The organism is Myxococcus sp. NMCA1 (assembly GCF_026810205.1).
Classification (GTDB): Bacteria; Myxococcota; Myxococcia; order Myxococcales; family Myxococcaceae; genus Myxococcus; species Myxococcus xanthus_A.
Genome location: NZ_CP113950.1, coordinates 9,325,554 through 9,351,251, shown reverse-complemented (window position 1 = coordinate 9,351,251; position 25,698 = coordinate 9,325,554). Strand labels below are relative to the sequence as shown.

The 25,698-nt window shown below is 70.3% G+C and carries 25 protein-coding genes; 13 read left to right on the top strand and 12 right to left on the bottom strand.

The features are described from left to right. Positions 1-88 precede the first annotated feature (88 nt). Positions 89-673, top strand: coding sequence for a Fis family transcriptional regulator (locus OZ403_RS38815; RefSeq protein ID WP_140796186.1), 585 nt, complete (start codon positions 89-91; stop codon positions 671-673). 9 nt (positions 674-682) lie between these two features. Here the strand turns inward: OZ403_RS38815 and OZ403_RS38810 are convergent, their stop codons facing one another. Beyond that, on the bottom strand, positions 683-1,090 hold the full coding sequence (locus tag OZ403_RS38810) for a hypothetical protein (protein ID WP_268783129.1): 408 nt from the start codon (positions 1,088-1,090) through the stop codon (positions 683-685). 189 nt (positions 1,091-1,279) lie between these two features. Between OZ403_RS38810 and OZ403_RS38805 the strand changes: the two genes are divergently transcribed. Both OZ403_RS38805 and OZ403_RS38800 read left to right on the top strand, forming a co-directional pair. Next, positions 1,280-1,747, top strand: a complete 468-nt coding sequence (locus OZ403_RS38805) for a hypothetical protein (RefSeq protein WP_171442345.1) — start codon at positions 1,280-1,282, stop codon at positions 1,745-1,747. A 150-nt stretch (positions 1,748-1,897) separates the two neighbouring features. Next, positions 1,898-2,326 carry a hypothetical protein gene (locus tag OZ403_RS38800; RefSeq protein ID WP_090491230.1) on the top strand — a complete coding sequence of 143 codons (429 nt, stop codon included), beginning with the start codon at positions 1,898-1,900 and terminating at the stop codon, positions 2,324-2,326. A gap of 112 nt (positions 2,327-2,438) precedes the next feature. Here the strand turns inward: OZ403_RS38800 and OZ403_RS38795 are convergent, their stop codons facing one another. Further along, entirely contained in the window at positions 2,439-3,026 is a 588-nt protein-coding gene (locus tag OZ403_RS38795) for an SCO family protein (RefSeq protein ID WP_328285495.1), read from the bottom strand. Positions 3,027-3,344: 318 nt separating this feature from the next. Here OZ403_RS38795 and OZ403_RS38790 point away from each other — a divergent pair, with 318 nt between their 5' ends. Continuing rightward, positions 3,345-4,466 carry a LysM peptidoglycan-binding domain-containing protein gene (locus OZ403_RS38790; RefSeq protein ID WP_140878089.1) on the top strand — a complete coding sequence of 374 codons (1,122 nt, stop codon included), beginning with the start codon at positions 3,345-3,347 and terminating at the stop codon, positions 4,464-4,466. Positions 4,467-4,662: 196 nt separating this feature from the next. Beyond that, entirely contained in the window at positions 4,663-6,126 is a 1,464-nt protein-coding gene (locus OZ403_RS38785; protein WP_268783128.1) for a hypothetical protein, read from the top strand. 30 nt (positions 6,127-6,156) lie between these two features. Here OZ403_RS38785 and OZ403_RS38780 read toward each other — a convergent pair whose 3' ends face one another. Then, on the bottom strand, positions 6,157-6,915 hold the full coding sequence (locus OZ403_RS38780; RefSeq protein ID WP_237077863.1) for a hypothetical protein: 759 nt from the start codon (positions 6,913-6,915) through the stop codon (positions 6,157-6,159). Positions 6,916-7,114: 199 nt separating this feature from the next. On the opposite strand from OZ403_RS38780, the gene OZ403_RS38775 reads away from it, so the two are divergent. From OZ403_RS38775 to OZ403_RS38760, 4 genes are all read left to right on the top strand, one after another. Continuing rightward, positions 7,115-7,540, top strand: coding sequence for a nuclear transport factor 2 family protein (locus OZ403_RS38775; protein ID WP_268783127.1), 426 nt, complete (start codon positions 7,115-7,117; stop codon positions 7,538-7,540). A gap of 396 nt (positions 7,541-7,936) precedes the next feature. Next, positions 7,937-8,803: a hypothetical protein gene (locus OZ403_RS38770; protein ID WP_268783126.1), complete on the top strand. Its 867-nt coding sequence runs from the start codon at positions 7,937-7,939 to the stop codon at positions 8,801-8,803. A 37-nt stretch (positions 8,804-8,840) separates the two neighbouring features. Then, positions 8,841-9,419: a YceI family protein gene (locus OZ403_RS38765; protein ID WP_090491236.1), complete on the top strand. Its 579-nt coding sequence runs from the start codon at positions 8,841-8,843 to the stop codon at positions 9,417-9,419. After that, entirely contained in the window at positions 9,416-10,234 is an 819-nt protein-coding gene (locus tag OZ403_RS38760; protein ID WP_268783125.1) for a QcrA and Rieske domain-containing protein, read from the top strand. Before OZ403_RS38765 ends, OZ403_RS38760 begins: the two co-directional genes overlap by 4 nt. A gap of 67 nt (positions 10,235-10,301) precedes the next feature. On the opposite strand, the gene OZ403_RS38755 is transcribed toward OZ403_RS38760, so the two are convergent. The 6 genes from OZ403_RS38755 to OZ403_RS38730 form a co-directional block, all read right to left on the bottom strand. Beyond that, complete coding sequence (locus OZ403_RS38755) at positions 10,302-11,507, bottom strand: CBS domain-containing protein (RefSeq protein WP_268783124.1); 1,206 nt, start codon at positions 11,505-11,507, stop codon at positions 10,302-10,304. Between the two features lie 110 nt (positions 11,508-11,617). Continuing rightward, the gene (locus tag OZ403_RS38750) at positions 11,618-12,742 is read right to left on the bottom strand and encodes an ArsA family ATPase (RefSeq protein WP_268783123.1); all 1,125 of its coding nucleotides are present in this window, start codon (positions 12,740-12,742) and stop codon (positions 11,618-11,620) included. A 52-nt stretch (positions 12,743-12,794) separates the two neighbouring features. Then, positions 12,795-13,739 carry an ArsA-related P-loop ATPase gene (locus OZ403_RS38745; RefSeq protein WP_268783122.1) on the bottom strand — a complete coding sequence of 315 codons (945 nt, stop codon included), beginning with the start codon at positions 13,737-13,739 and terminating at the stop codon, positions 12,795-12,797. Between the two features lie 139 nt (positions 13,740-13,878). Beyond that, the gene (gene rocD, locus OZ403_RS38740; protein ID WP_140796175.1) at positions 13,879-15,099 is read right to left on the bottom strand and encodes an ornithine--oxo-acid transaminase; all 1,221 of its coding nucleotides are present in this window, start codon (positions 15,097-15,099) and stop codon (positions 13,879-13,881) included. 133 nt (positions 15,100-15,232) lie between these two features. Next, positions 15,233-15,916 carry a hypothetical protein gene (locus OZ403_RS38735; protein WP_090491242.1) on the bottom strand — a complete coding sequence of 228 codons (684 nt, stop codon included), beginning with the start codon at positions 15,914-15,916 and terminating at the stop codon, positions 15,233-15,235. 144 nt (positions 15,917-16,060) lie between these two features. After that, positions 16,061-16,369: a hypothetical protein gene (locus OZ403_RS38730; protein ID WP_140796174.1), complete on the bottom strand. Its 309-nt coding sequence runs from the start codon at positions 16,367-16,369 to the stop codon at positions 16,061-16,063. 133 nt (positions 16,370-16,502) lie between these two features. On the opposite strand from OZ403_RS38730, the gene OZ403_RS38725 reads away from it, so the two are divergent. Together OZ403_RS38725 and OZ403_RS38720 are read left to right on the top strand one after the other, a co-directional pair. Next, entirely contained in the window at positions 16,503-17,453 is a 951-nt protein-coding gene (locus tag OZ403_RS38725) for a hypothetical protein (RefSeq protein WP_174259019.1), read from the top strand. Then, a complete protein-coding gene (locus tag OZ403_RS38720; RefSeq protein ID WP_140800511.1) occupies positions 17,450-18,421 on the top strand; it encodes a zinc ribbon domain-containing protein in 972 nt (323 codons plus the stop codon). The genes OZ403_RS38725 and OZ403_RS38720 overlap by 4 nt, the downstream gene beginning before the upstream one ends. Before the next feature lie 21 nt (positions 18,422-18,442). On the opposite strand, the gene OZ403_RS38715 is transcribed toward OZ403_RS38720, so the two are convergent. Beyond that, complete coding sequence (locus tag OZ403_RS38715) at positions 18,443-19,936, bottom strand: serine/threonine-protein kinase (protein ID WP_268783121.1); 1,494 nt, start codon at positions 19,934-19,936, stop codon at positions 18,443-18,445. Between the two features lie 90 nt (positions 19,937-20,026). Further along, complete coding sequence (locus OZ403_RS38710; RefSeq protein WP_140796757.1) at positions 20,027-21,196, bottom strand: serine/threonine-protein kinase; 1,170 nt, start codon at positions 21,194-21,196, stop codon at positions 20,027-20,029. 220 nt (positions 21,197-21,416) lie between these two features. Between OZ403_RS38710 and OZ403_RS38705 the strand changes: the two genes are divergently transcribed. Then, positions 21,417-21,869 carry a helix-turn-helix domain-containing protein gene (locus tag OZ403_RS38705; protein ID WP_174260666.1) on the top strand — a complete coding sequence of 151 codons (453 nt, stop codon included), beginning with the start codon at positions 21,417-21,419 and terminating at the stop codon, positions 21,867-21,869. 125 nt (positions 21,870-21,994) lie between these two features. On the opposite strand, the gene OZ403_RS38700 is transcribed toward OZ403_RS38705, so the two are convergent. Further along, the gene (locus OZ403_RS38700) at positions 21,995-23,626 is read right to left on the bottom strand and encodes a sensor histidine kinase (RefSeq protein ID WP_140796172.1); all 1,632 of its coding nucleotides are present in this window, start codon (positions 23,624-23,626) and stop codon (positions 21,995-21,997) included. A 366-nt stretch (positions 23,627-23,992) separates the two neighbouring features. Between OZ403_RS38700 and OZ403_RS38695 the strand changes: the two genes are divergently transcribed. Further along, a complete protein-coding gene (locus OZ403_RS38695) occupies positions 23,993-25,630 on the top strand; it encodes a hypothetical protein (RefSeq protein WP_268783120.1) in 1,638 nt (545 codons plus the stop codon). Positions 25,631-25,698: the final 68 nt, after the last annotated feature.

Here is a 25,698-nt window from a genome sequence, read left to right as displayed (position 1 = left end):
CAGGTGGTGCCGGCGCCGACGTGCCCGGTGGGGCACGTCTGCATTAGAATCTAGAAATCACGCATTTCCAGACGCAGGGGGGCCGCCGGTGACACCGCAGGGTTATCGTGAAGTAGAGCTCGTCTGTAACCGTTCCTCGCTGCTCCTCCATGGAGGTACGGAAGAGGAGCGGCGCTGCTGGGCGCAGGAGGCCGCGCGCAACTTCAACGTGGAGCTGGTGGAGGTGCGGCAGGCGGCCGAGCTGCCGCAAGCGCTCCGGCAGCCCAACGGGGTGGTGTTCATCCCGGACGTGGCGAAGCTGGGGCGGGACGCGCAGTTCGTCCTGCTGCAGTGCCTGCGGACGCAAGAGGAGCGGCCGAAGCTGGTGCTGGGCGTCTCCGGCTCGGCGGACGCGGCGCTGGGGCGCGGCACGCTGCGCGAGGACCTGCACTACCGTCTGCACAAGGCCCAGGTGGACCTGCAGAAGGACGGGCTGCGGGACGTGTTGAAGCGCCGCTGGGCGCAGCAGGCCGAACAGCTCGCGCTGAAGGCCGCCGCGGCCCGCGCCGCGGAGGAAGCGGCCCGCGAGGCGGCCATCGCCCGGCGTCCGGGCACGGTGACGCGCATCGCTCCCAAGCAGAAGGTAAGCGGCGGCTCGCGCGCGAAGGCCGTGTCCAGGAACGCCGCCCGCTGAAGCCGCGCCTCAGTGCCGGTGCTTCTGCCCGCGCTTCGCCTTGGTGGCGGGGCGCGCCTTCTTCGCGGTGCCGCGCTTGGCGGCGGCGGCCTGGCCGGGCACGGACTTGCGGCCCACCTGATTGTTCGCTCCCGCCGCGGCGGCCGTCTGGGTGGACGGTGACATGCGGCGCGCGGGGGCCTTCGTGGGCTTGCCACTCTCGATGACGCCGCGGGCGGCCTTGGCCGTGCGCCGCGTCCCCTCCGCCGCCGTCTTCACGCGGCCGCGGGCCGGGGTGCCCCGAATCTTGGACTGGAGGTTGGCCACCCCCCGGGCCGTCACCACCGCGGTGCCCAGGAGGACCCGCGCGCCGCGCGTGCCGGCCTGGACGGCCACCTCCTTCACCCTGTCCACCAGCCCCCGCTTGGAAATCGCCATGGCGCGCCTCTTCTCTCTGGCTGTCCTTCGCTGCCGCCAAAGGTAGTCACGGGCACACGGGCGTGAAGCCGTCCCCCTCCTTCTCCCGCACTCTGGCTCCGGCCATTCCAAGGTGGGCGGGAATGTGTGAAGCGGGGAAACTGGGCTAGAGTCCGGCGCACTGTCCCATTTCCTTCTCGGAGCAAGAGCATGTCCCAGGAAAACACCGGAAAGCCGAAGCGCGGCCTGAAGCGACCCATCGAGGTCGTTCGCGCGGAGCTTCTCAAGGATCCGGAGACGAAGAAGATCGCCGAGGCCGTGAGCATGAAGCTCGAGGACTACGTGGAGCTGGTCCTCAAGTACGCCCAGGACAAGGACAAGGAGGCCGAGGTCGCCGTCATCTCCGACGAGGAGCTGCGCCGCAACGGCTTCAACCCCCTCTCCTCCGAGGAGGCCGCCAACATCCTCATCAAGGGCATGAAGGGCGAGCTGCCCGGCTCACCCCCGGACTTCGAGGCCTCCAAGTTCACCCAGGACAAGGTCTCCACCGCCGGCAAGCCGTCCCTCACCTCGCCTCCCGTGGGCGGCGCCGCCCCCACCGGTCCGCAAGATCCAGCCGCCCGCCAGGAGCTGATGGATCAGCTCAAGAAGGGCAGCAGCGGCGGTAACCGTCCGTAATCCCTGACACCACGGGCGGAGGCGGGTGGGGATAATTCGACGAAAAAGGTGGGAGGAAACAATTCCCCACATGCACCGAGAATCCCCTCGAGTTTTCCTTCCGGCACAAATCTCCGCCTTCCAGGCATCTAGAATCCAAGGGGTACGATCATGGGCGCACTCAAGTCCGTTACGAACGTCATCAGCAAGGTTGCCAGCACGGTCAGCAAGATTGCCGGTGGCATCGCGAACATCGGCGGCAAGGCCATGGAGTTCCTCCAGAAGCCCCTGAGCTCGCTGGTGGACCCCATCGCCAAGTTCATCGGTGAGAAGGTCGGCAAGCTGCCCCTGGTCGGCAAGTTCCTGGGCCCCACGGCGGAGAACCTGGTGAAGCAGGGCGCCGCGTCCTTCCTGGGTGAGGGCACGCTGGGCAGCCTGGGCTTCCTGTCCAAGATCGCCCCCAAGGTGCAGGACATCACCAACATCGCGCAGGCGGTCAAGGGCGCGGCGGACAAGGTCGGCGCCTTCGCGGAGAACCCGCTGGGTCTGCAGAACTTCCAGAACATCATCGCGCAGAACCACGCCCGCTTCGTGGAGTGATGATCCGCGCCTCTGGCGCGAACTGGTAGTGAGCCCCAGGGCCGGTCTCCCGCGAAGCTGCGGGGCCGGCCCTTCGGCTTTGCGGGCGACGCGGCCCCCCGCGCGGCGGCGCTCAGTGCCCTGTCTGGGCCAGGCGCCGGGTGTCGCGGATGAGGCGCTCGGTGGAGTCGCTGTCCGCGCTGTCGTAGTAGCCGCGAATCTGCCCGGCGTCGTCCACGAGTACGAAGTGCGTCCCGTGGAAGATGGAGAGCAGGTCGTCCTCGGGCGCGCCGGGCTCTCGGCCCATGCTGACCTTGAAGCCCTGGACGATGGTCTCCTTCAGCTGCTCGTAGTCGCCGGTGAGGAAGCTCCAGCGGGAGAAGTCCGCGCCGTGGCGCTCGCCATACTCGGTGAGCCGCTCCGGGGTGTCGTACTTCGGATCCACGGAGAACGACACCAACTGGAGCCCGGCGCCATAGGACGCGGTGGCGTCCTGCACGCCCACCATCTTCCGCGTGAAGGCCGGGCAGATGGTGGGGCAGCGCGTGAAGATGAAGTTGGCCACGAAGGGCTTGCCCCTCAGCTGCGTGCTCCCGAAGGGCTGGCCGTCATGACGGGTGAAGGTGAAGTCTGGCAGCGCGCCCAACTGGGGCAGGGGCCCACTGCTCTGGCCGCGGATCAGCATGGCCCCCATCGTGGCGGTGACGCCAAGCGCGGCCACGGCGACACCAGCCCAGAAGCCCGGGCGCTGCGTGAGACGGGCCCGAGGGGCCGGAAGGACGGAGTCAGCGGACATGGCCCCGGAGGTAACGGAACCCCCGGAGTCACACAAGCGTGGCCGCTGGGGTGCGACATCCTGGCTACTTGGGGGGATGATGTCACGAGTCTGTGACGACCCATCCCTTGTGTCACAATTCCGTGATTTCGGTGATTTTGAATAAGTTTATGCATAAATAACTGGCATTGCGGGGAAACTTTCTCTCAGTCGTTACGAAAATGTGGGCACGTCGCCTCTCTGTTTTCAGGAGTCTGCCCCCCCGTGACGACCTACTCCGTTCGCCGTGGCGATACCCTCAGCGCGCTGGCCCAGCGCTTCAACACCTCGGTGTCGTCGCTCGCGAAGAGCAACGGCATCTCCAACCCGAACCTCATCTACGCGGGGCAGCAGCTCCGCATCCCGGACGGCTTCGACGCGCCTCGTGCTTCGGGTGGGGGCCGGGCGGCTTCCAGCTACACCGTGAAGTCGGGCGACACGCTCAGCGGCATCGCCGGCCGGTACGGCACGTCGGTGGGCGCGCTGGCCAAGGCCAACAACATCTCCAACCCGGACCGAATCTACGCGGGCCAGAAGCTCACGATTCCGGGCACGGGCGGCGCGGCGCCGAGCAGCCCGGCGCCTTCCTCGGGCGGCGGTTCGTACACCGTGAAGTCGGGCGACACGCTCAGCGGCATCGCCGGGCGGTACGGCACGTCGGTGGGCGCGCTGGCCACGGCCAACAACATCTCCAACCCCAACCTCATCTACGCGGGCCAGCGGCTCACGATTCCGGGTGGGGGCGGCGCGTCGCCCACCCGGCCGACGCCGAACCAGCCGCCGGTGGGGGGCGTGGGTGGCCCGAAGCCGCCGACCGGTGGATCCGCCGGCGTGACGGTGCAGCAGCTCCGGGCGGTGATGCCCAACCTGTCCCAGGCGACGGCGGAGCAGTACCTGCCCCACCTGAACCGGGCCATGGCGGAGGCGAACATCACCACGCCCATGCGCAAGGCGGCCTTCCTGGCGCAGCTCGCGCACGAGAGCGGCCAGCTCCGCTACATGGAGGAGATTGCCTCCGGCGCCGCCTACGAGGGCCGCAGGGACCTGGGCAACACCCAGCCGGGCGACGGCGTCCGCTACAAGGGCCGTGGCCCCATCCAGCTGACGGGCCGCGCCAACTACCGCGCCGCGGGCCAGGCGCTGGGCATCGACCTGGAGGGCAACCCCCAGCGCGCCAAGGACCCGGACGTCGCGTTCCGCATCGCCGGCTGGTACTGGTCGTCGCGCAACCTCAACACCTACGCGGACGCGGGCAACTTCCGCGAGGTCACCCGCCGCATCAACGGTGGCTACAACGGCATGGCGGACCGCGAGATGTACTACCGCCGCGCGCAGAACGTCTTCTGAGCCCGCGCTCCCAACGCGCGGTGCGGTGAAGCGGGGACCGTGGCCATGGAGGCCCCGGTCCCCGTCGCGTTTCGGGCGAGTCCCATTGGGGAGATGCCGCGTCCATCCGGGGCGACCGTCGAACGCGCGTGGCCCTGGGAGGCACCCTGGTGTGCCAACTGCATCGGACAGGCCGTTCCCACCCGGAGCGCGTCCCATGCCTCGTATCGATTCGTCCGGCAGTTCCTCGTTGTCCACCATCGACACCCCCGCGGAGGCCGGAGCGGCGCCCCCGTCTCCGTCACGCGCCGCGGAGCCCCGCGCGCAGGCGTCCCCTCGGCGTAACGAGGTGCGCGCCTTCGACGGATCCGCCGCCAGGACGCCGGAGCCCTCGTCTCACGGCTCCACGCCTGCTGGCGCGGGCCCCGCCCGGTCCGCGGGGGAGATGGCCGTGCTGGGAGGCTGGTCGCGCCCGGAGGGCTCGAAGGATGCGCCCACGGACGTGCTCGAAGGCATCCGCGCGCGCCTGACGCGGAGCCTGGAGAACTGGACCGTCGGTGCCGATGACGTGCGGGCGGTGCACACCGCGCTGGGACGTCTCCCGGCGGGCACGTACCGGGTCGCGCTGGAGCGCTTGCAGCAAGAGGGACTGCTGGGCGCATACGTGAAGGCGCAGGACGCGGGCTCGCGGCTCGCTTTCCTGGAGCAGGCGGAGTCGAAGGGCGTGCTCCATCGGCGCAACGGGGAGTCGGGCCCGGTGGGTCCCCTGGGCTACCCGGCGGTGCCGGACGTCTTCGTCAATGACCGGCGGCTGCCGGGGGCGATGCGTGACGCGGTGAACGCACACGCCATCGACGTGGGCGCGGGCTTCTACCGGGCGCACGCCGAATACCTCGGCCGGTATGCCCGCGCGGTGGATGGGGCCCAGAGCCTCCAGGAACTGGGAGCGCTGGGACCGCCACGCGCCGCGCGCCTGCCCGAATCCCTCCTGGGCCTCGAGTGGAAGGACCCGTCGCGGCGGGACTACGAGGCGGCCTGGAAGTCGGGCATCGGCCAGCCGAAGACGCTCAACCTGGTGCTGCAACACGTCAGCGCCCGGCAGCGGGAACTCTCTGGGGAGCGCGCCGGGGGCACGGTGCAGCTTCACGGCAAGGTGGGTGTCAGCAGCGAGAGCGCCCAGTGGAGCGCGAAGGCGGCGCTCGACACCCGGGGACATGGCGAGCTGAAGGGGGACGTGGGTGTCGCCGCGCGCGCGGGCCCCGTGGGTGTCGAGGTGTCACATGACAGCTCGGGCGAGACGGAGGGGAAGGTCAAGGTGAACCTGGGACTCGTGGAACTCAGCCTGGCCTCGGACGGCGAGCAGCGCGTCGCGGTGGGCGTCGGCACGCTGTTCCAGGTGCACGCGACGCTCAACGCGAAGAAGGCGGAGCTCGGGGGCGGCGTGTCAGCGAAGCTCAAGGCGGATGGGAGCCAGGCCAGCGCCGAGGCGGGCTTCTCCATGAAGGGCCTGACGGCGGAGCGAGCCCAGCAATCCTTCGACCCCGGGCATCGGGGCGTCTTCCAACAGCCCGCCGAGCTGGCATCCCGCACGGCCTGGGACGCGCTGCCTGAATCCACGCGAGCGGCCTATGCGAAGGAGGGGTGGAATCGGGAGGCGTGGACCCGGGCCTTGCCGCGCTGAGGACCCGGGCCTGGGCCACGAGCCTGGCCCTCAGGAAGCCGCTTCCGGTGTCTCGGGGGGCGGCAGGGGGCGAGCGGGGTCATCGGACTGCTTCCGAGGCCACACCAGGTAGCAGGCGATCAGGGGGAGGTACCAGGGCGCAGCCACCCACAGCCACGGAATGTTCTTCGCCGCCTGTGTCAGCATGAGGACGCCGCCGAACCAGAGCAGTCCCTGAATCCCCAGGCCCAGGCTTCCGAGGTACTGGAGCGGGCGCGCCTTCGTCCAGGTGCCGAGGATGGCCAGCACCGCGGGCGCGAAGATGGGCAGCAGGTAAGGCGTCAGCCACGCATCCACATCGCCGAGCCTACCGAGCTGGGGGAGGGCCATCATGATGAGCTGCATCACCAGGCCGAGGAGCGTGACGGCCGTCGCAAGGATGGGCGAGCGGAGGAGGCGCGACGTGGGGGCCTCCGTCGTCGGCAGCCCCTGCTCACGCCGGGCCCGCTCCAGGGCGTCCGGGGGGACCTCCAGCGCATACGGGTAGCCCAGCTCCAGCAGGGCCTCCACCGCCGCGGTGCGCACCGTGATGCCGGCGCTCCCCGTCAGGACACTGGCATCCCCCGGCAGCGTCATCAGGGACAGCAGGTAGTCCGTTCGCTCGCGCAGGGCCTCCGGGTCTCCATCGGGACGCTGGGCAATCGCCGCGATGAGCGCGTCCACCTCCGAGGGGATGACGCCGGGCGAGCTCAGGGCGTCCCGCAGCGCGGCCAGGGAAGGGGGGGCAGGCAGTGGCGCCAGGGATTCCACAAGGGAATCGCTCGTCGGCTCGGCGGGGCGGGTATGCGTGGAGGTCATGGCCGCGGAGACGTGAGTCTACCACCGGCCCCGCGGCGAGTCCCCCGCGCGACCGTCCGGAGGGCGAGGGGCCGGGCCCTTTGGAGGGACATGTCCTGAAGGCGTGCGCACCCTTCCCCTGGGTGACTCTTTCACGAGAGCGAGGCAGCGCATGGCGATGGAGCGAGCGCAGCGGTTCGTGGATGCACTGGCGAAGCTGGAGAAGGAGGGGGACCTGGAGACCCTCGTCTCCCTCTTCAGTGACGACGCGCAGGTGAGCAACGTGGCCTCGCCGCAGGTCTTCTCCGGCCAGGAGGGCGCCCGGCGGTTCTGGCGTGAGTACAAGGGCACCCTCCATCGCGTGGAGTCCACCTTCCGCAACATGATTGAGGCGGGCGCCCGCGTCGCGCTCGAATGGGAGACGCAGGGCACCGCCCACAACGGCGCGGCGGTGGCCTATGAGGGCGTGTCCATCATCGAGTGGGATGGCGACCGGATCCGCCGTTTCTACGCGTACTTTGATCCGCACGCGCTTGGCCTGGAGCTGACCTCCGGCAGCGCGCCGCGCTCGGAAGTCCCCGCCACCACCCCCGCGTGAGGCGTGAGGCCGCCCCGCCTTGGGGCGTCAGGTTGTTCTCTGTGAAGTGAGCCGCCGGGCTCGCCAGCCCGGACGCGCCCTTCACCCCTGGCCGGTGCTCGACACTGAGCCGTGACCTTCAGGCACCTCCCGATTCCCAAGTGCGGACGCTACCGTCAGCCGCCACGTCCCCGGACTGCCGACGCCTGTCCGGACAGGGGGCCGCGGAAAATGATGCCGGTCCGCCGATTTTGGGGCGGTACCGTTCGACGCGGTGCGTTTCCCGGAAAGTCCGGACGCGATACCGTTCGCTCCGTCCTCGGAGAAGGTGGGTTGGTGATGGTGTGGCGGAGGACACGAGCTCGGATGACCGGTCCTGACCCGGCAGTTTGCTTTGCGTCTACACGGAAAAGCCTGATGACCCGCTTTGCTGCCTTCTTCGTCGTCCTGTCGTTGATTGCCGCCCCCCACACCGCCTGGGCCCAGCAGCGCCAGACCGAGTCCGCGAAAAAGACCCGGGCGGTGAAGTCCTCCTCCAAGACGAAGGCCACGAAGATGAAGGCCGCGAAGCCGGCCAAGGCCACGTCGAAGCGCAAGTCCGCGAAGAAGGGCAAGAAGGCCACGCCGGCCGTGGATTCACGGGACGTGGACGCCCCGGAGCTTCAGCACGCCCAGCCCACGATGCAGGTGGAGCCCGCCAGGCTCCTGTCTCCGACGGACGACGCGCCCACGGTCCAGAAGAAGTCCGGGGAGGCCCCGGCGGAAGGGGGCGACTCGCTGGACTTCGACCTGCTGGAGCCCGCCGAGGCCGCGGCCGCCGCGAAGGTGGACCCGGACCTGGAGAAGCGCATTGGCCGGCGCCGCACCATGCTCAAGCTGCACCAGGGCCTGGGCTTCGCGATGGCCGCCGGTCTGGTCGGCACCACGGTGGTGGGCCAGCTCCAGTTCAACGACTCGTTCCGCGGCGGCGGTGATGACCGCAACCTGCTGGGCCTGCACCGGGGGCTCGCCATTGGCACGTCGGCGCTGTTCGCCACCGTGGGTCTGCTGGGTGTGCTGGCGCCGGAACCCTTCGAGAAGGAGTTCCAGTGGGACACCATCACCGTCCACAAGATGTTCATGGCGCTCGCCACCGTCGGCATGGTGGCGCAGATCGTCCTCGGCATCATGGCCACGGACCGTTTTGGCCGGCTGTCCGAGACGGACATGGCCACCGCTCATCAGATCTCCGGCTACGTGACGTTGGGCGCGGTGTCGGCCGGCGTCTTCACACTGTTCTTCTGAAGCGCATGCCTTTCGTAGTGGTTCCCTGGAGGTTGACGTGATTGCTCGACGAATCGCCCTGATCGCCACCCTGGTGCTCGCGCTGCCCGCAGTCGCGCAGTCGCAGGCCCGCACGTATAGCGTCAAGAAGGATGCCAGCTCGCTCACCTACAAGCTCAAGCACAAGCTGCATGAGGTGGTGGGCAAGGCGCCGCCCAGCGACGGCAAGGCCCGCCTGCTGCCGGACGGCACGCTCCAGGTGGCGGTGCGCGCCAACGTGAAGGACTTCGATTCGGGCAACGCCAACCGCGACGCGCACATGCTGGAGACGACGGACGCGGCCAGGTTTCCCATCATCGACTTCAAGGGCGTGGCCACCGGCGTGAAGCCGCCCACCAGCTTCCCGGCGAAGGTGCCGGTGAAGGTGAAGGGCCAGCTGACGTTCCACGGCGTGAAGAAGACCGTGGAAATTCCGATGACGGTGCTGTTCAAGTCGGAGAAGGAGGCGGTGGCCGAGGGCAGCTTCGACATCAGCCTGGATGCCTACAACGTCAACCGCCCGTCGCTGTTGATGGTGAAGGTGGATGACGTCCTGGTGCTGGAGCCCAAGCTGGTATTCGAGGTGGAGGGTACGTGAGTTCGACGCGACGAGGATTCCTCAAGGGCATTCTGGGAACAGGCGCGGCGAGCGCGGCGGCGACGACGCTGCCGGGCTGCGCGCCGGACATCAACCCCGCTCCGGTGACGGACGTCACGGCCAGCGAGCTGGGGACAGTGGACATCCTGGTGTCGCGCTATCCGGATTTGGAGCCCGTGGGCGGCGCGTTGACGGTGCGCGTCCCGGGTGAGCAGGTGCCGCTGCTGGTGGTGCACTCCAAGGACGACGGCGCGCCGAACGACTTCTCCGTGCTGTCGTCGCTGTGCACCCACGTAGGGTGCCCGCTGGGCTTCGACGGCAAGGACGTCATCTGCCCCTGCCACCTGTCGCGCTTCAGCGCCACGGATGGCTCGGTACTCCAGCGGCCGGCCACCGTGCCGCTGCAGACGTTCGCGGCGGAGTACAACCCGAACACGGGCGTGCTGCGCATCAACCTGCGCGCGGGCCAGAGCGACTTCCCGTCCGCGGTGAACGGCCAGGTGGTGCTGCCGCTCAGCCAGTTCCCCCAGCTGCGTGACGTGGGCGGCTCGGTGACGGGGGTTCCGTCCGGGTACGGCAAGCGCATCTTCGTGTTCCGATTGCAGGACGGTTCGCTGTCGGCGGTGGACTCCGTGTGCACCCACGCCTTCTGCGAGGTGAACTACCGGGAGCAGGAGGCGGACCTGTTCTGCGCCTGCCACGCGTCCATCTTCACGCGCGCCGGCGCGGTGACGCAGGGCCCGGCCACCCTTCCCCTCAAGAAGTTCACGGTGTCGGAGACAGGCGACTCCGTGGTGCTGACCGGCGTGGCGTGAGCCATGCGCCGGGCGCGGGTGGGCCAGATACAGGGCCCGCCCGCACCCGAAGGGAACGCGGCATCGCTCAGCCGAGCCGGCTCCAGAAGGAGCGCTTGGCGGAGATGCGCTCCAGGGCTTGTTGCAGCTCCTCGTCGTGGTCGGCGCGCAGGGCGATGTCACCCAGGGAGATGATTCCCACGATGCCGTCGTCGCGCTCCACCACGGGGATGCGGCGCAGCTGTCGGCGCCCCATCAGCCCGATGACGTCATGGAGCGTGTCGTCCGGCGTGACGACCTCCACGTCATCCGTCATCACGTCGGACGCGCGAAGTTGCTCCGGCGAGCGGCCCCCGGTGAAGGCGCGGACCACCATGTCCCGGTCGGTGACGATGCCCACCAGTCGGCCCCGCTCGTCCACGATGGGGACGATGCCGCAGGACTCATCCTTCATGATTTGCGCCACATCCCGCAGCGGGCTCTCCGGGCGCGCCGTGCGCACGTTGCGCGTCATCACCTCGCGGGCCATCAGCGGCTCGTGACGCCAGCGGCCGCGGCGGGCGCGGTCGTCCTGGAGGGAGGTTCTCGCCTCGGGGCGGCCCGCGACGGCGGTGTAGACCTGGGTGCTCGCTCCGTCACGCCGTGCGCCGGTGGACGAAGGCGCGCCTGTTCCAGCCCAGCGGTGGGTGCTCGCTTCGTCACGGGCCGAAGCGGACGCCGCGCTTTCCCCGCGAAGGGTGCTCGCCTCGTCGCGGCCCGGGCCATGGGAAGCAGCGCTCCGGTCCATCCGGTAGCGGGGGCGCGCGTCGCCATGGCGCTCCTCGCCGTGCAAGCCGCGTTCACGGCCATGGAAGCGCACGTCGCGGTAGGGCTCCCCCAGTGGGGCCTGGGTGCGGGAGGGCTCGCCGCCACCGCCGCCGTATCCGGAGCGGTCCCAGGACCGGTAGTCGGCGCGTTGGCGGGAGAACTCGACGTCCTGTTCCCCGGTGTCGTGCCGGGGGCCCCAGCCGGCGGCATAGTGGCTGTCCCGGTCGTCCCGGCCGTAGGGGCCGCTGTCCTCCGGGGGCGCGCCAGCCGCGTCCTCGCGAGGCCCGTCGTCCACCTGGGTGCGCGGCAGGGCCATGCGCATCGTCGCCGCACGGTGGTAGCGGCCCTGTCGGGTGGAGGACTCCTCGTCGCGGGCGGGGTTCCAGCCGGTGAGGTCGGACTCGGCGCGCTCACGCGAGCCCGGAGGCGCCACGTCCGCCTCGCGGTGGGGTTCGTCCCTGCTGTTGTCCATGCTTCTGTGGGCCATGACTCTCCTCGGGCGAAGTCGGGTTCAAACTGCAACGCTGGTGGTGAGGCCGCGTGCCTCCAAGGGGCGGGCGTCCGAGCGAGCGGGTGCCTGTCCCACTCTGGCGTTCCTCACCCCGCGGCCAGCGCGTCACCCAGGCGCACCAGTCCGCTGAACTCCTCCAGCTCCGCGCCCGCGTCCGGCGCCGCCACCGCGAGCGTCCCCGAGGGAAGGTGCCGGGTGAGGCGGTCGAGCACGTCTTGGTGGGCCTTGGCGCGCGCCTGCTCCACCGCGGCCAGGCGGGACAGGGCCGCCACGGCGTGCTCCGCGTGGCGGTCGCCTCCCGTGTGCTCCAGCAGTGCCTCTGGCGCCGCGAGCACGTCGTCGTGGGCCCAACTCCGGTTCAGCACGTAGCCCGCGAAGGGCAGGCCCCGCTCGGCCAGCGTCTCGCGAAACCAGGTGGCCTCGCGAAGGGAGGCGGGTTCGGGGGACGTCACCAGCAGGAAGGCCGCGTCCGGTGAGGCCAACCGCTGGTGCAGCCGCTCCGTGTGCAGCCGCATGCCGGAGAAGAGGCCGCCGAACGCGCCGATGAAGCCGCGCATCTCCTGGGTGAAGCCCGCGCCGAAGATGCCCGCCAGGACGCGGTCCACCACCGCCTGCGCGCCGTGCCACAGCCGCCCGCCGCGCGCCCGCTTCTCCGGGCCGAACAGCGACACGATGCGTTCGTCCAGGAAGCGCGCCAGCCGGCCGGGCGCGTCCAGGAAGTCCAGCGCGTGCCGGCTGGGGGGCGTGTCCAGCAAGATGAGCTCGTAGCGGCCGTCCGCGAGGAAGCCGTCCAGGGCTTCGGCGGCGGCGTACTCCTGCACGCCCGCCACCAGCTCCGACAAGAAGCGGTAGAGGCGGTGGTCGACAATCGCGCGCGCCGCCTCGGGCGTGGGCGCCAGCCGGTGCACCATGCGCTCGAAGATGGCGCGTGGGTCCAGCATCCACACGTCGAGGAGGCCTGGGCCCTGGGGGCCGTCGGCGAAGAGGCGCTCGGGAGGAATCGACGTGGGCTCGGGGCCGCTCTCTTGCAACCCCATGGCCTCCGCGAGCCTTCGCGCCGGGTCGATGGTGAGCACCAGCACCCGCCGTCCCGCGCGCGCGGCGGCCACGCCCAGGGCCGCCGCGGTCGTCGTCTTGCCCACGCCACCCGCGCCACACAGGACGACGATGCGCTTGTCACGCAGCAGCCGGCGCAGGTCGCCCGCGCTCACGGCGTGAGCCCCTGTGCCACGCGCCGGGGCCCACCGCCTTGCGGTCCGTGGCTCACGGCAGGGCCTCCTGCCAGAGCGCGTGCTCCGGGTGAGGTGCGAAGCCCTCCGCCAGCGCCTCGACCAGCGCGGGGCCCGTGGCGTGGAGCTCTGGCAGGGTGAGCAGCGGCGCGCGCAGCGTGCGCGACAGCCGGACGAAGGCGGCCCGGGCCCGTTCCAGCCGCTCCAGCTCACGCCACCCCTGGTGCGGCCCGTGCGCGGCGAGCATCCGGCGCAGGGCGGCGCGGGACTCGGGCGTGAAGGGGTCCTCCGGCATCCGGTTGAGGACGGCCGCGGACAGCGGCAGCTCCAGCCGGCGCAGCTCGGCGGTCACGGTGAGCGCCTCGCTGACGGGCAGCGGCTCCGGCAGGCTGGTGAGGACCACCGCGGTGCGTGCCGCATCCTGGAGGAAGTCGAGCCCCTCCCGCACGTCGCGTCCGATGGGGCCCCCGGGCATCAGGGACAGCACGCGCTGGGGAAGGGCGGCCAGCGCCAGCGCGTGTCCCGTGGCGGGCAGATCGACGACGGTCAGCGGGTGGACGAAGCGTCCATCCGGCCGGGTGCGCCGGAGCAGGGCCAGCAACTGGTACATCAGCCCCATCTCCCGGAGCGCGGGCCCTGCTTCCAGGAAGCGGCGCAGGGCGCGGGTGCGCAGCGCGGCGTCGGCCAGCCAGCGAGCGGGCAGGGCGCGCTCCAGGAAGTGCCGGTGCCCTTCCGATGCGGACAGCCGCACGAAGTGGAGCCCGGGACGCACGCGCGTCACCTGAGGCCCCGCCTGGCGCACCCCAACGCGCGCCGCCAGGGGCGAAGGCCCGTCCTCCTCCGGCGCCAGCTCCGCCAGCAGCACGGTGCGGCCCGCGCGCGCGGCGGCCACGGCCAGCGCCGCCGCCAGCGTCGTCTTCCCCACGCCTCCCTTGCCCGATACGAGCAGCGCACGCCTGTCCCAGAGGGCTTCGAGCACTGGCCACCGTCCTGTCCGCAGCGCCCCAGGCCGCGCGCTGTCCTCAACACGGTGGGGAAGGCGACACGCCAGGGCAACCGAGGCCCTGGTGCGGCCGTCCCGGGCACGCGGCCGCTCGCGTGCCCGGGTGGCGCTGGGACTACAGCGCCTCGATGACCTTCTTGATGCGCTCGAAGGCCCAGTCCAATTCGGCCTGGGTGATGATGAGCGGCGGCGTGAGGCGGATGACGGAGTCGTGCGTCTCCTTGCAGAGCACGCCCTCCTTCATCAACGCCTCGCAGGTGGGCCGCGCGGAGATGTCCAGCGCCACGCCAATCATCAGCCCCCGGCCGCGCACCTCCACGATGTGGCGATTCTTCAGCGTCTTCAGCATGGCCAGGAACGACTTGCCCAGCTCGGCGGAGCGCTCCACCAGGCGCTCGTCGCGCAGCACGTCCAGGGCGGTGCGCGCCACGGCGCAGCCCAGCGGATTGCCGCCGTAGGTGCTGCCGTGCTCGCCGGGCCGGAGCACGCCCATGACCTCGTCATCCGCCATGACGGCGGACACCGGGTAGAAGCCGCCCGACAGCGCCTTGCCCACCACGATGACGTCCGGCCGCACGTCCTCGTGCTGGAAGGCGAACGTCTTGCCGGTGCGCCCCAGGCCCGTCTGGATTTCATCCACCATGAACAGCACCCGGTGCTGCTTGCAGAGCTCGGCCACCTGCTTCAGGTAGCCGTCGCGCGGAATCAGCACGCCGGCCTCCGCCTGGATGGGCTCCATCAGGATGGCGCAGGTGTTGGGGGTGATGGCGCGCCGTACCGCCTCCACGTCGTCGTAGGGCACCACGGTGAAGCCGGGGGTGAAGGGGCCGAAGCCCTGCCGGTAGCTCCGCTCGGTGGAGAAGCTGATGAGGCTGATGGTGCGCCCGTGGAAGTTGTTCGCGAAGACGATGACCTCCGCCTTGTCCTCGGGGATGCCCTTGACGGTGTGGCCCCACTTGCGCGCCAGCTTGATGGCCGTCTCGCACGCCTCCGCGCCCGAGTTCATCGGCAGCGCGCGGCTCAATCCAGACAGCTCGCGCAGCGCCTTGTAGAGGTGGGGAAGCTGGTCGTTACGGAAGGCCCGTGACGTCAGCGTCACCTTCGCGGCCTGCTCGCGCAGCGTCTCCAGGATGCGCGGGTGACAGTGCCCCTGGTTCACCGCCGAGTACGCGCTCAGGCAGTCCAGGTACTTGCGGCCCTCCACGTCATGGACCCAGCAGCCCTCGCCCCGTTCGATGACGAGGTCCAGCGGATGGTAGTTGTGCGCGCCATACCGCTCCTCCAGGTCGATGAAGTCGCGCGTGGAGAGGGCGTGGGCGGCGTGCTCGGTGCTCATGGAACTCCCTGGGGTATCGGGTGGCGCGAAGCAGGACCATCGCTTTCGATGAAGTCCTTCGACGTGTCCACCCTCGTAGTGCCCCAGGCGGTTGCTTCGTTGAGCACTGCACCCGAGCCCATGGCTCGCCGCGTCAGTGGACGGACCAGCGCTCCGCGATTTCCTCGCAGGCGAGGACCACGTCGCTCAGCCGCCGGATGTGGGCCCGCGGCGCGGTGAAGACCGTCCCCGCGAAGACGTCCACCACCTGGATGAGGCGGTGGTCACACGGGCCCAGCGGGCACAGGTGCTGCTCGGTGAAGCGCTGGAGCAGCGTGCCGATGTACTGCCCCGACCGCTCATCCAGCGGCTGGTGCTTGGAGAAGTACAGCTTCATCAGGCCCACGCGCGCGTTGCCATGTCTGTCCATGCGCTGGAGCACGACCTCCGGCCGCACGCTGATGGTGACGCCCGCCACCTCCAGCACGGGAGGCTCCGCGCCCACCGCGCTGATGAGCGTCTCCTCCAGGTCCAGCCAGGGCACCAGGTCCGCGAAGCGCTCGAGCGCCTCCGAGCACAGCTGCAGCCGCTGCGCCTCGAACTCCGTCTGGGGCACGCTGCACGCGAAGCGGCGCTGGTGCTCGCGGAGGATGGACAGGTCCATGCCCCGGCAGAGGAAGTCCGTAATCGCATGCGACGCCTCCGGGTAGCGCAGATACTGCTGCTCCGGCGGGTGCTTCTGGTCGTGGATGATGCGCTTGCGACGCGCGGGCGTGGCGACGAGGTACTCGCCCAACTTGTTCACGGACACACGCGGCAGTTCACGGATTTCCGCCATGGAATCGCTCCCCCTGGGTGCTGGCGAATGAGCACACAGTACAGAGGGGGGCTGACACGCATTGGACGGCGTGAGTGCTTGAAATCAGGGAGGTGAAGGGCCGCTCGGGAAGCCATGGCCTCCAGAGCGGCGCTTCGTGAGGGCTCACTCCCTCTGGGGTTCGCCCTCGGGGTAGGCGCTCCAGTAGGTGTCGGGCAATGGGTTGGTGCCGGCGTCGCTGCGCGGACCATCCCCGTCCCCAATCTCATCCAGGATGGCGCCGGGCGTGCGCTCCGTCGGGTCGATGGTGCGCATGCGATGCGTGTCTTCCGTCGACTCGGCGGCGTCCGCCAGGTCGCGCTTCGCTCCGTTCTCTTCTGTCTCCGGAGTGTATTGCCGCGGTTCCTCCGTACGGCCGTAGTAATCCTCGGGTGGCTGGATGCCCGGCTGTTGATGCTTGTCGCGCTGAGCCATGATGGATTCCCTCCGTCACACTACGTTCGTGACGGGACAGGCCGGCGGCAACGGGCCAACGGGCACGCACGCCAGGAGGGTGGGCAAGCGGACGGGATGGACGTCCCTGGTCAGGTGCGCCAAGACTGACGGGATGGCCGAGCAATCCCAACAGACACCGTCCGCCGTGGCCGGACCGTTGCTCCACCTGGGGTGTCAGTCCTGCGGCGCGCGTCTGGTGCTGGAGCCCGCGCTGCGGACCACGCGCTGTCCCTACTGTGCCGCGCCCGCCGTGGTGGAGCGTCCTCCGGTACCCGGTGTGCCCGAGCCCGTCTTCGCGCTGGGCTTCGCGCTCACGCACATGGCGGCGAAGGAGCATGTGGCGCGGTGGTTGCGTTCGCGCAGTCGCTTCACGCGCTCGGGCATCCGCTCCGCCGCGCCGGGCGAGGTGCGAGGCGTGTACGTGCCCGCGTACCTCTACAGCGTGCTGGCGCAGGCGCGCTACCGCGCCTCCATTGGGGAGAACTACCAGGAGACGGAGACGTATAGGACGACGGAGAACGGAAAGACGGTGACGCGCACGCGCACCGTGACGCGCACGGAGTGGCGTTCGCTGGAGGGCGAGTTGGTCAGCTACGTGGCGGACGTGCTCGTCACCGCGTCCAAGGGGCTGGACAACGCGGAGCTGGAGGCGCTGGAGCCCTTCGACCTGCGCGGCCTGGCTCGCTACACCCCGGCGCTCATCTCCGGCTGGGTGGCGGAGGAGCCCTCGCTCACGTTGGCGCAGTGTCAGGAGCTGGCCCGGAAGGAAGCGGTGGAGCGCGTGGGCGGGCTGTTGTCGCGCTCCATGCCGGGGGACTCGCACCGGGGCCTGGAGCATCAGTCCCGGCTGGACTGGGAGGCGCTCGACGTGTGCCTGCTGCCCGTCTGGGTGCTGGCGGTGAAGTACGCGGAGGACGCGCCGCCGCTGCGGGTGCTCGTCAACGGGCAGACGGGGGCCGTCCATGGCGAGGCGCCCATCTCTTCATGGAAGGTGCTGTCCGCCTTGGTGGCGCTGCTGGCGGTGCTGGCCGTGGGCTGGCTGCTCACGGGAGGTGGGCGATGAGCGCCGAAGCGGTGTGGGTGGAGCCCTGTCAGCGCTGTGACTGCGCGCTGGAGGCGGAGGACCTGCGTTGCCCCATCTGCGGGCTGACGGCGCCGCCTCCGCCGCGTGCCGCGGTGGAGCGCGCGCGGGCCCGCGTGGTGCGGTGTGACAGCTGCGGCGCGGCGGTGGAGTACTCCGTGGAGGCGAAGGCGCCCCGGTGTGACTACTGCGGCTCCGTCACCCATGTGGAGACGACGGCGGACCCGGTGGAGCAGGCGCAGCACTGGCTCCCCTTCACCGTGGACACCGAGTCCGCGCGCGGCGCGCTGATGGGCTTCCTGGGGCGGGGCGGCTTCTTCCGGCCGTCCGGGCTGGCACAGGAGGCCTCGCTGGAGTCGCTGCGCCCGGTGTGGTGGCCGGCGTGGATGTTCGACGCGGGCGTGGACGTGAGCTGGACGGCGGACTCGAACGCGGGCTCGAGGCGGTCGGACTGGGCGCCGCACGCGGGCCGGACGCGCTTCGATTTCGAGGGCATCCCGGTGCCGGCCTCGCGCGGGTTGAAGGTGCGGGAGTGCGAGGCGTTGGCGCCCCACTATCAGCGAGGCTCCGGTCAGGACACGCCCCATGGGCCGGAGGGCGCGCACGTCGAGCGCTTCGAGGCCACGCGCTCGGGCGCCCGGCGGAGCGTGCTGGAGGCGGTGGAGCGCCTGGCCGGCGAGCGCCTCCAGCAGGGCGTCATTCCGGGCAGTCGCTTCCGGAACATCCACGTCGCCGTGGCGCTATTCAGCCTGCGCACCCAGCGGTTGGCCCTGCCCGTGTACGTGCTGGCTTACCGCTACCGCGACAAGCCGTACCGGGTGCTGGTGCACGGGCAGGATGAGCGGGTGGTGTTGGGCGAGGCGCCCATCTCCGCGTTGCGCGTGGTGGCGGTCATCGCCGTGACGCTGCTGGTGCTGGCGGGCGTGCTGTACGGCGCTGGTGTGCTGTAGCCCACCGTGACGCCACGCGCGTCACGGTGTGTCGGGCTCCTCAGGCGTCGTGGCCTCTGGGGCCGTGCCAGAGGGCTCCGGTGGGGAAGGCGGCTGGGATGAGGAGGCCTTGGGACGTGCCTCGTCCGGTGCCTCGGGGGCGGGCGGAGGCGGCGCCGTCTCCGCCACCGGAGTGGTGGGCGCTTCGAGGCCCGGATGCGAGCGTGCCTCCGTGTGGGCGCCGTCGAGCCGTGTCGCGAGCGCGGGAGCCTCCGTGGCGGCGTGCCGCGCGTCCGCTGCTGGCTCCACCGTCTGGGTGATGCGCGCCTCCAGCGTCAGCTCGGCCACCTGTGACAATCGGACCGCGGACCCCGCGGCTTCGCCCAGGGGCGTCTCGGACGAGGGCTCTCCGGCCAGGGCCGCTTCCTCCACCGTCAGTCCTTCCGGATGCAGCCCGCCCTCGAGCAGCTCCGCCTGGTTGCGCCGGACCGTCGCCTCCACGGCGGCCTGCTCCACCTCCTGCGCGATGGCCTGACGTCCCCGGTGGCCTCCCTGCGCATCCAGCCACGCACGCAGCGCCTCCGCCATCTCCGCGCCCGTCTGGAACCGCTCCGAGGGATTCTGCTGCAGCGCCCGCAGCAGGATGGCCCGCAAAGGCTCGGCGACACCCGCCGCCAATCGCTCCACCTGCTCCGGGCCCACCTGGGCCATCCGCGCCGCCACCTCCTTCACGGGCATCCACGTGGGCCCTTGCGCGTGAAGCTCCAGAGGCTCCGACTCCAGCACGGGCGCCAGGTCATCCACCATCAACGGGTGCCGGCCCGTCAGCAGCTCCAGCAGCACCAGTCCCAGTGAGAACAGGTCCGACCGGGCATCGACCTTCCGTCGCCGCAGGGCCTCGGGCGAGGCGTAGGCGATGTCACCCTTCACCAGCTCCCGGCTCGTCACCTCGCGCCCGGAGAGCGACGAGGCCGCCACCGTGAAGTTGGTCAGCTTCACCTCGCCATGGACGCCCACGCGGATGTTCCGCGGGCTCACGTCCCGGTGGACGATGTGCAGCGGCCGGCTCCACTCATCCGTGAGGCCGTGCGCATGGCTCAGCGCCTCCGCCACCTCCGCCGTCACGTGCGCCGCGAACTCCGCGGACAGGGGCCGCCGCCGCATGGCCGCCAGGTTCAACACCGTGTCCAGCGAACGCCCTTCCACGTACTCCATCACGATGTGAGGCGCGCCGCGGTAGAGCTTCAGCAGCATCACCTTGGCGATGGCGGGATGGTTGAGCCGGAACGTGAGGTCCACCTCCTCCACCAGCCGTCGCCGCTCAACGAAGGTGGCTGGGTTCCGCAGCCGCTTCACCACCACCGGGCCGCTCAGGCCATTGCGGTAGCGGCGCTGCGCCAGCATCAGCAGTTCCCCCGTGGAGCGCATCTCCAGCTTGCGGACGAACTCGAACACCGTGCCGGCCACGGTGAACAGCACGCGTGGTCTGCGCGGACCTCCAGGAAGCTCCTCCGTCGTCGTGTCAGGCGTCATCATGGGCTCATGGACCTCTGAGGTTGAATGAAAATGAATGGATTTCCCGGAGGGCCAGGCGCCCAGGCCCCTCCCAAGGAATGGCGCGCCGGCTCAGCGCCACGAGCGCAGCGTGGCCAGAAGCCGCTTCAGCGCGTCCCGCCACCGCCGCCACCCGGTGCTCGCGCGGACCTCCGTCAAGGCCCAGGGTGAGGTGGGCTCGGTGGGAGGCGCGAAGGAGGCTGGCGGGCGCGCTCGCTCCGGGACACGCATCCAGCGGCGCAGCTCGCGCGCCTCCTCGTCCCCGTCGAAGAACTCCAGCGCCTCCTCGGTGACGGCCTCCTCGGGAGCGAGGGGCGGAAACAGGTGCTCATCCCAGGCCGAGTCCGCGCCCGCCAGCGCCGCGTCCAGCGCATCGAACAGGGCCGCACCCGAAGGAGGCCGCCCCGCCGCGGAGGGCGACAGCAGGCGCGCCACGATGGCGTCCAGCGCCTTCGGGACGCGCGGGTTGCGGACAGAGGGCGGGGGAAAGCCACCGGACTCGATGCTGGCCAGCAGCCCGGCGGGCGGCAGCTGCGCCGGATAGGGAAAGCTCCCGGTGAGCACCTCGTAGAGCACCAGCCCCAGCGAGTAGAGATCATCCGTGGGCGCGAACGCATAACGCGAGCCCGCCGGCCGAGGCTGGGCCCAGAAGCGCAGGGCCTCCGGGCTGCGATAGCTGGGCGTGCCCGGCGGCAGGGTGTCCTCGGTCAGCACGGGCGAGCACGCATGGTCCCCCGAGCCGAAGTCCACCAGCACCGGCTGTCCGTCCGACGCGCGGATGATGATGTTGTTGCCCTTGATGTCGCGGTGGAGCACGCCCGCGCGGTGGATGGCATCCAGCGTGAGCGCCAACTGCTGGAACACCTGCACCGCGCGCCGGGGCGTGGGCTGCGCGGACAGGGCCCACTCGGACAGGGTGGGGCCCTCCACGTAGCCCATGATGAGGACCAGGTAGCCATCGCGCGCATCCGGCCACCGCCGGTAGCCCAGCAGCTCCACGACGTTGGGGTGCTCCAGTCGCATGAGGACGTGGACCTCCTTCCAGGTCCGCGCGTCCGCCCCGGGCGAGTCCTCCTCCGAAGGGCCCTGGAGCGCGAACTTCAGCGCCACCTGCCGGTGCGTCTCGGATTCGGCCAGGAAGATGGCGCCAAAGCCCCCGGTGGCCAGCCGCCGGACGATGCGGAAGGCCCCCACCTCCTCTGAGTCCTGGAGCATCAGCGGGTGCAGGTCCTCTCCCGGCATCACGGATGGACTCCCATAGGACCTTGGAGGTCCAATTCAGACGTGGTTCCAGCGGCTGTCATTGTGGGTGGCGTCATGATTCAACCTGGGAGGTCCATAGCATGACGTTTGCCCTTTGAGGTAGTGTCCTGACTTGGGAGGTAGGTTTCGGGGGAGGGGATGCGCCAGGGGGGCGATTGGAAACTTGCAGGACCCGGCGAGCGTGCGACCCTCGGCCGTCATGCGTGAGCCCGTCGACCACAAACTGGCAGCCGTGCTGGGAGGTGCCGCGCGTGACGCCCGCCTGCGTCTGGGCCTCACCCAGGGCGACGTCGCCGAACGCATGGGCATGGCCATGGAGGTCTACAGCCGCCTGGAGCGCGGGAAGATGCTGCCCCGGACCCAGACGCTGCGCCGGCTGTGTGACGTGCTTCAGGTCTCTGCGGACACGCTGCTGGGCGTAGGCCGTCCCGACGGGGCGCCCGCCACGCCTCGCAAGACGGTGAAGGAAGACCCGGTGGAGCTGCGCCGCATGACGCGCAAGCTGCGGGAGCTCGAGCCCGGTCAGCTCCGCGCGGTGTCCCGGGTGGTGAACGCCGTCGTCACCGTGCTGCCTCAGCCGGTGGTTCCGGCGCCCGCCACCCCGGCGAAGCCCGCCGCGCGTGCGGCGCGCAAGCGCCGGGCGACGGGCTAGCGCTCAGCTCAGATGAATCGCGCTGAGCGGGTTGCGAGCTGCTGCTCGAACTCCGCGCGTTGCCTTGCAGCACGCGGCAGCACGCGCGCCGCCGCGCGGCACTTCCTCCACGGTCTGGGAGCGCTTCATGACGCCTTTTCCCGCGCCGCGCTCTCGCTGGACACCTGGCAGGGCAGGCGCACCGTGAAGGTGGCGCCCTGGCCCAGCGTGCTTCGCACGTCGATGGTTCCACCCATGGCCCGGACGTTCTGCCGCGTGACGTACAGCCCCAGCCCCAGTCCGCCATAGTGCCGCTCGGAGACGGCGCGCTCGAACTTCTCGAAGATGCGGCCCACCGCATCGAGGGGGATGCCAATGCCTTCGTCACGGACGCTGAACCAGGCGTGCTCCGCCGTCCTTCCGGCCTGCAGGTGAACGGGGTGACCCACGCCGTACTTCAGGGCGTTGGCGAGGAGGTTCGACACCGCCTGCTCCAGCCGCATCCGGTCCCACTGCCCCACCACCACCTCGTCCAACTCCGCCTGGATGGGCGTCCCGGTGCGCTGTGACTCGCCCTCGAAGCGCGCGGCCACCTCTTGGACCAGCGCTCCCAGGTCCACCGGCTCCGGCTCCAGGCGCAGCTGACCGCTGCTGATGAGCGTCACGTCCAGCAGCTCACCCACCAGTGTCGACAGCCGCTTCACCTGCCGCTGCATGACCTCCAGGTCCGCGGGCAGCCGCTCCAGCAGCTCCGGTCCGCGCCGCTCCTGGGCGGCCCGCGCCAACGTCTGGAGTTTCAGGTTGAGCGGCGTCAGCGGCGTCTTGAGCTCGTGGCTGGCCACGGCGAGGAACTCGTCGCGCAGCCGGATGGCCTCGTCCATGGCGGTCAGCAGCCGCTCGCGGTCCTGCTCGACCTGCTTCCGCTCGGAGATGTCGATGACGGAGCCGATGTAGCCCAGGAACTCGCCGTCCAGCCCGAAGCGGGGGCTGGCCGAGTCGATGGCCCACCGGTACTCACCATCCTTGCGCCGCAGCCGGTAGTCGAGCCGGAAGGGGCTGCGCCGCGCATTGGCGCCGAGGAACACCGCCCCTGAATGCTCGGAGTCGTCGGGATGCACGGCCTTGAGCCAGCCGAAGCCCAGGCCTTCTGCCTCCGTCTGTCCGGTGAACTCGTACCAGGTCCGGCTGAGGTAGATGCAGCGGCCGGTGACGTCCGTCACCCACAGCATCACCGGCGCGTGGTCCGCCATGTTCCGGAAGCGGGCCTCGCTCTCCTGGCGCGCCCGTTGGGACGCCTTCTGCGCGGTGACCTCCCGCATGGTGACGAAGACCCGGTCGCTCCGCTCCCTCGACGGCCGGGTCAGGGTGAGCATCACCTCGATGCGGCGGCCCCCCAGGGTCTGGAGCTCGGTCTCCACCTCCAGCCGCGTGCCGCCTTCCCAGAACAGGAGGAGCTCGGCGGTGAAGGCCTTCGACGTCTCCGGAACGAAGACGCGGGACCGGGACACGGACAAGGTGCGAAGCACCTCATCCCGGGTACGCGCTTCGAGCAGGCGCACCGTGGCCTCGTTCACATCCACGACCTTCACCCACTCCGCGGCCTCCATCGCGAACCTGGGACGCGCCGCGAGCCAGGCACGCAGGTCCTGGACGCCGGAGGCACGCAGGCCGTCGAGCGCGGCCGAAACGGCGGTGAAGTCCTCCTCCCAGAGGGAGACATCCGCTCCGTTGAACAGCTCCTGGTAGCGCGCGTCTCCGGCTGTCTCGGCCCCCCCCAAATGTGTCTCCTCCGTACCCCAGCGCGGGTGTATTGAGTTAACAGCGCGGATGCGTCCGCCGCGTCACAAAGATTCTGGAGCCGCCAGGAGTCAACGAACAGGCGCCTTTCTGGCGGCTGACTGATGGGCCACGACGGACGCCCGTCCGTCCGCCCGCCTTCCGCGCCGGACCCGCCAAGGCGCGCCGGTTCCTGGGCGCCTCGTCCCCGTCTCCCACGGAGCCCGGGTGGTCGGGGCCACGCCGGGCTGCCTCCCCGCCCGCCGGGCAATGACAGACGCATGTGCATCATCCTCGCAGGCACCATGCGGAGTGGGGCCAGGGTCGTCACTTGTCACGCGGACATGGGCTCGCATAGAAGGTCGCGCATGCTTCGCAAGCCTTTGCTCGCCCTGTTGCTCAGCGCGTCTGTCATTTCCGCCGCGTGCTCCGACGACGAACAGAAGCCGGCCGTGCTCATCATCGACCGGGAGGCGGTCGACTTCGGTGAGCTGGAGGTGGGCCAGACATCCCCCGAGCACCTCTTCACCGTGCGCAATGCGTCTCCGTCGGCGGTGGAGTCCGTGTCCGTCAAGGTGGAGGGCAGCGGGTTCACCATCGCCGCCAACACCTGCGAGCGCTTCCTCGACGCGGGCATGGAGTGCGAGGTGCGGGTGCGGTTCTCGCCCCGGCTGGCGGGGCCGAGCGAGGCCCACCTCAAGGTGGAGGGCGCTCCCAATGTGGACAGTGCGGTCCTCAAGGGCATGGGCGTCGGCTATGTGGAGGTGCGGAGCCTGCCCGGTGCCGGAGCGCACGTGGTGGCCGAGGGGGACGGCTGGTCCTGCGGCGAGCCGTGCAAGGTGCCGGTCCGCAAGGCGCAGGTGACCCTCCGGACCGCGCCGGCGGGGTTTCCGACTTGGGGCGGGGACTGCACCGTGGTGGCGGGCGGCGGCTGCTCGCTCGTCATCGACGGGACGAAGGTCGTCTCCCTGGAGGAACTCGAGCCCCTCCTTCGGTGGGAGGCGCGGGTGAGTTCCCACCCCCGGAGCGTGGCGGTCTCGGCCGGTGGCGACATCGTCGTCCTGGAGGCCGGGCAGTTGACGCGGCTCAACAGCACCGGGCGGATGCTCTGGTCGGTCCCCCTGAGCGGTGGGGTGGAGATGGCCCTGGATGGCGCGAGCGATGCCTACGTGGTGGAGTACTCCGGGCGGGTGACCCGGTACGGCACGAACGGGCAGGTGCTGTGGACCTCTTCAGAGGCCGTTGAATATCCCAGCTGGCACGAGCTCGCGGTGAGCGCCAACGGGCACGTCTACGTGCTGTTGAGCCAGGGCAATGTCGAGCACGCGCGTCAGCTCAAGCTCATCGCCCTCTCGCCGCAGGGGGCCGAGCGTTGGAGCCTGCTCTTCAATGAGGGCCAGTTCAACTACGCCTCCGGCCTGGAGGTGAATGCCCAGGGGGAAGTCTATCTGGCCGGCAGCGTGTTCAACCGGAACACGACGTCTGGGGCGTCGGTGTTCGTGAAGTCCTACCTCCGGAAGTACAGCGCCGAGGGCGCCATCCGGTGGGAGACGCAGGCCGCCTGGGACCTCTTCGCCGTCAACGCCGACGGCGCGACGAGCACCGTCGTCCCCGACTACCAGTCCACCTGGGGCTTCAACCAGCGGTGGATTGGCGCGAATGGGATGACGCAGTGGACTGCGACGGTCCAAAACGGGCCGGGCGTGGTCACCCTGCAGACCTTCTCGCCCACTGGCACGCTGCTCGTCGGCGGGCACGAGCTCCTCGGGGACGGAACGGAGATTGGCCGGGGCTGGTTCTCGGCGATGAACCTCACGACCCGCGCTCTCGGCCTGGTGACCTACGTCGAGGGGAGCACGGGGGCGGGAGGCCCGGTCCGTATCAGCGGCCTCGCGCTCACCCCAGCAGGCCATGTCGTGGTGACCGGTGGCTTCAGCGCCATCAGGGACCAGGACGGGGGCTTCATCCGGGTGTACGACGGGCGCGTGCTTACGGGCGCGCCGTAGCGCCCTGCCGCTCCCGCAGTGCTAACCGGGGTGGCTGGTAACGGACTGTTCCGTAAGACGGGCCAATT

Excerpts from the sequence above, each read along its gene's own strand:
- OZ403_RS38810 (WP_268783129.1), bottom strand. The coding sequence starts at position 1,090 with ATGGCGATTTCCAAGCGGGGGCTGGTGGACAGGGTGAAGGAGGTGGCC.
- OZ403_RS38805 (WP_171442345.1), top strand. The coding sequence starts at position 1,280 with ATGTCCCAGGAAAACACCGGAAAGCCGAAGCGCGGCCTGAAGCGACCC.
- OZ403_RS38800 (WP_090491230.1), top strand. The coding sequence starts at position 1,898 with ATGGGCGCACTCAAGTCCGTTACGAACGTCATCAGCAAGGTTGCCAGC.
- OZ403_RS38785 (WP_268783128.1), top strand. The coding sequence starts at position 4,663 with ATGCCTCGTATCGATTCGTCCGGCAGTTCCTCGTTGTCCACCATCGAC.
- OZ403_RS38775 (WP_268783127.1), top strand. The coding sequence starts at position 7,115 with ATGGCGATGGAGCGAGCGCAGCGGTTCGTGGATGCACTGGCGAAGCTG.
- OZ403_RS38770 (WP_268783126.1), top strand. The coding sequence starts at position 7,937 with ATGACCCGCTTTGCTGCCTTCTTCGTCGTCCTGTCGTTGATTGCCGCC.
- OZ403_RS38755 (WP_268783124.1), bottom strand. The coding sequence starts at position 11,507 with ATGGCCCACAGAAGCATGGACAACAGCAGGGACGAACCCCACCGCGAG.
- rocD (WP_140796175.1), bottom strand. The coding sequence starts at position 15,099 with ATGAGCACCGAGCACGCCGCCCACGCCCTCTCCACGCGCGACTTCATC.
- OZ403_RS38735 (WP_090491242.1), bottom strand. The coding sequence starts at position 15,916 with ATGGCGGAAATCCGTGAACTGCCGCGTGTGTCCGTGAACAAGTTGGGC.
- OZ403_RS38730 (WP_140796174.1), bottom strand. The coding sequence starts at position 16,369 with ATGGCTCAGCGCGACAAGCATCAACAGCCGGGCATCCAGCCACCCGAG.
- OZ403_RS38725 (WP_174259019.1), top strand. The coding sequence starts at position 16,503 with ATGGCCGAGCAATCCCAACAGACACCGTCCGCCGTGGCCGGACCGTTG.
- OZ403_RS38720 (WP_140800511.1), top strand. The coding sequence starts at position 17,450 with ATGAGCGCCGAAGCGGTGTGGGTGGAGCCCTGTCAGCGCTGTGACTGC.
- OZ403_RS38715 (WP_268783121.1), bottom strand. The coding sequence starts at position 19,936 with ATGATGACGCCTGACACGACGACGGAGGAGCTTCCTGGAGGTCCGCGC.
- OZ403_RS38710 (WP_140796757.1), bottom strand. The coding sequence starts at position 21,196 with ATGCCGGGAGAGGACCTGCACCCGCTGATGCTCCAGGACTCAGAGGAG.
- OZ403_RS38705 (WP_174260666.1), top strand. The coding sequence starts at position 21,417 with ATGCGTGAGCCCGTCGACCACAAACTGGCAGCCGTGCTGGGAGGTGCC.
- OZ403_RS38695 (WP_268783120.1), top strand. The coding sequence starts at position 23,993 with ATGCTTCGCAAGCCTTTGCTCGCCCTGTTGCTCAGCGCGTCTGTCATT.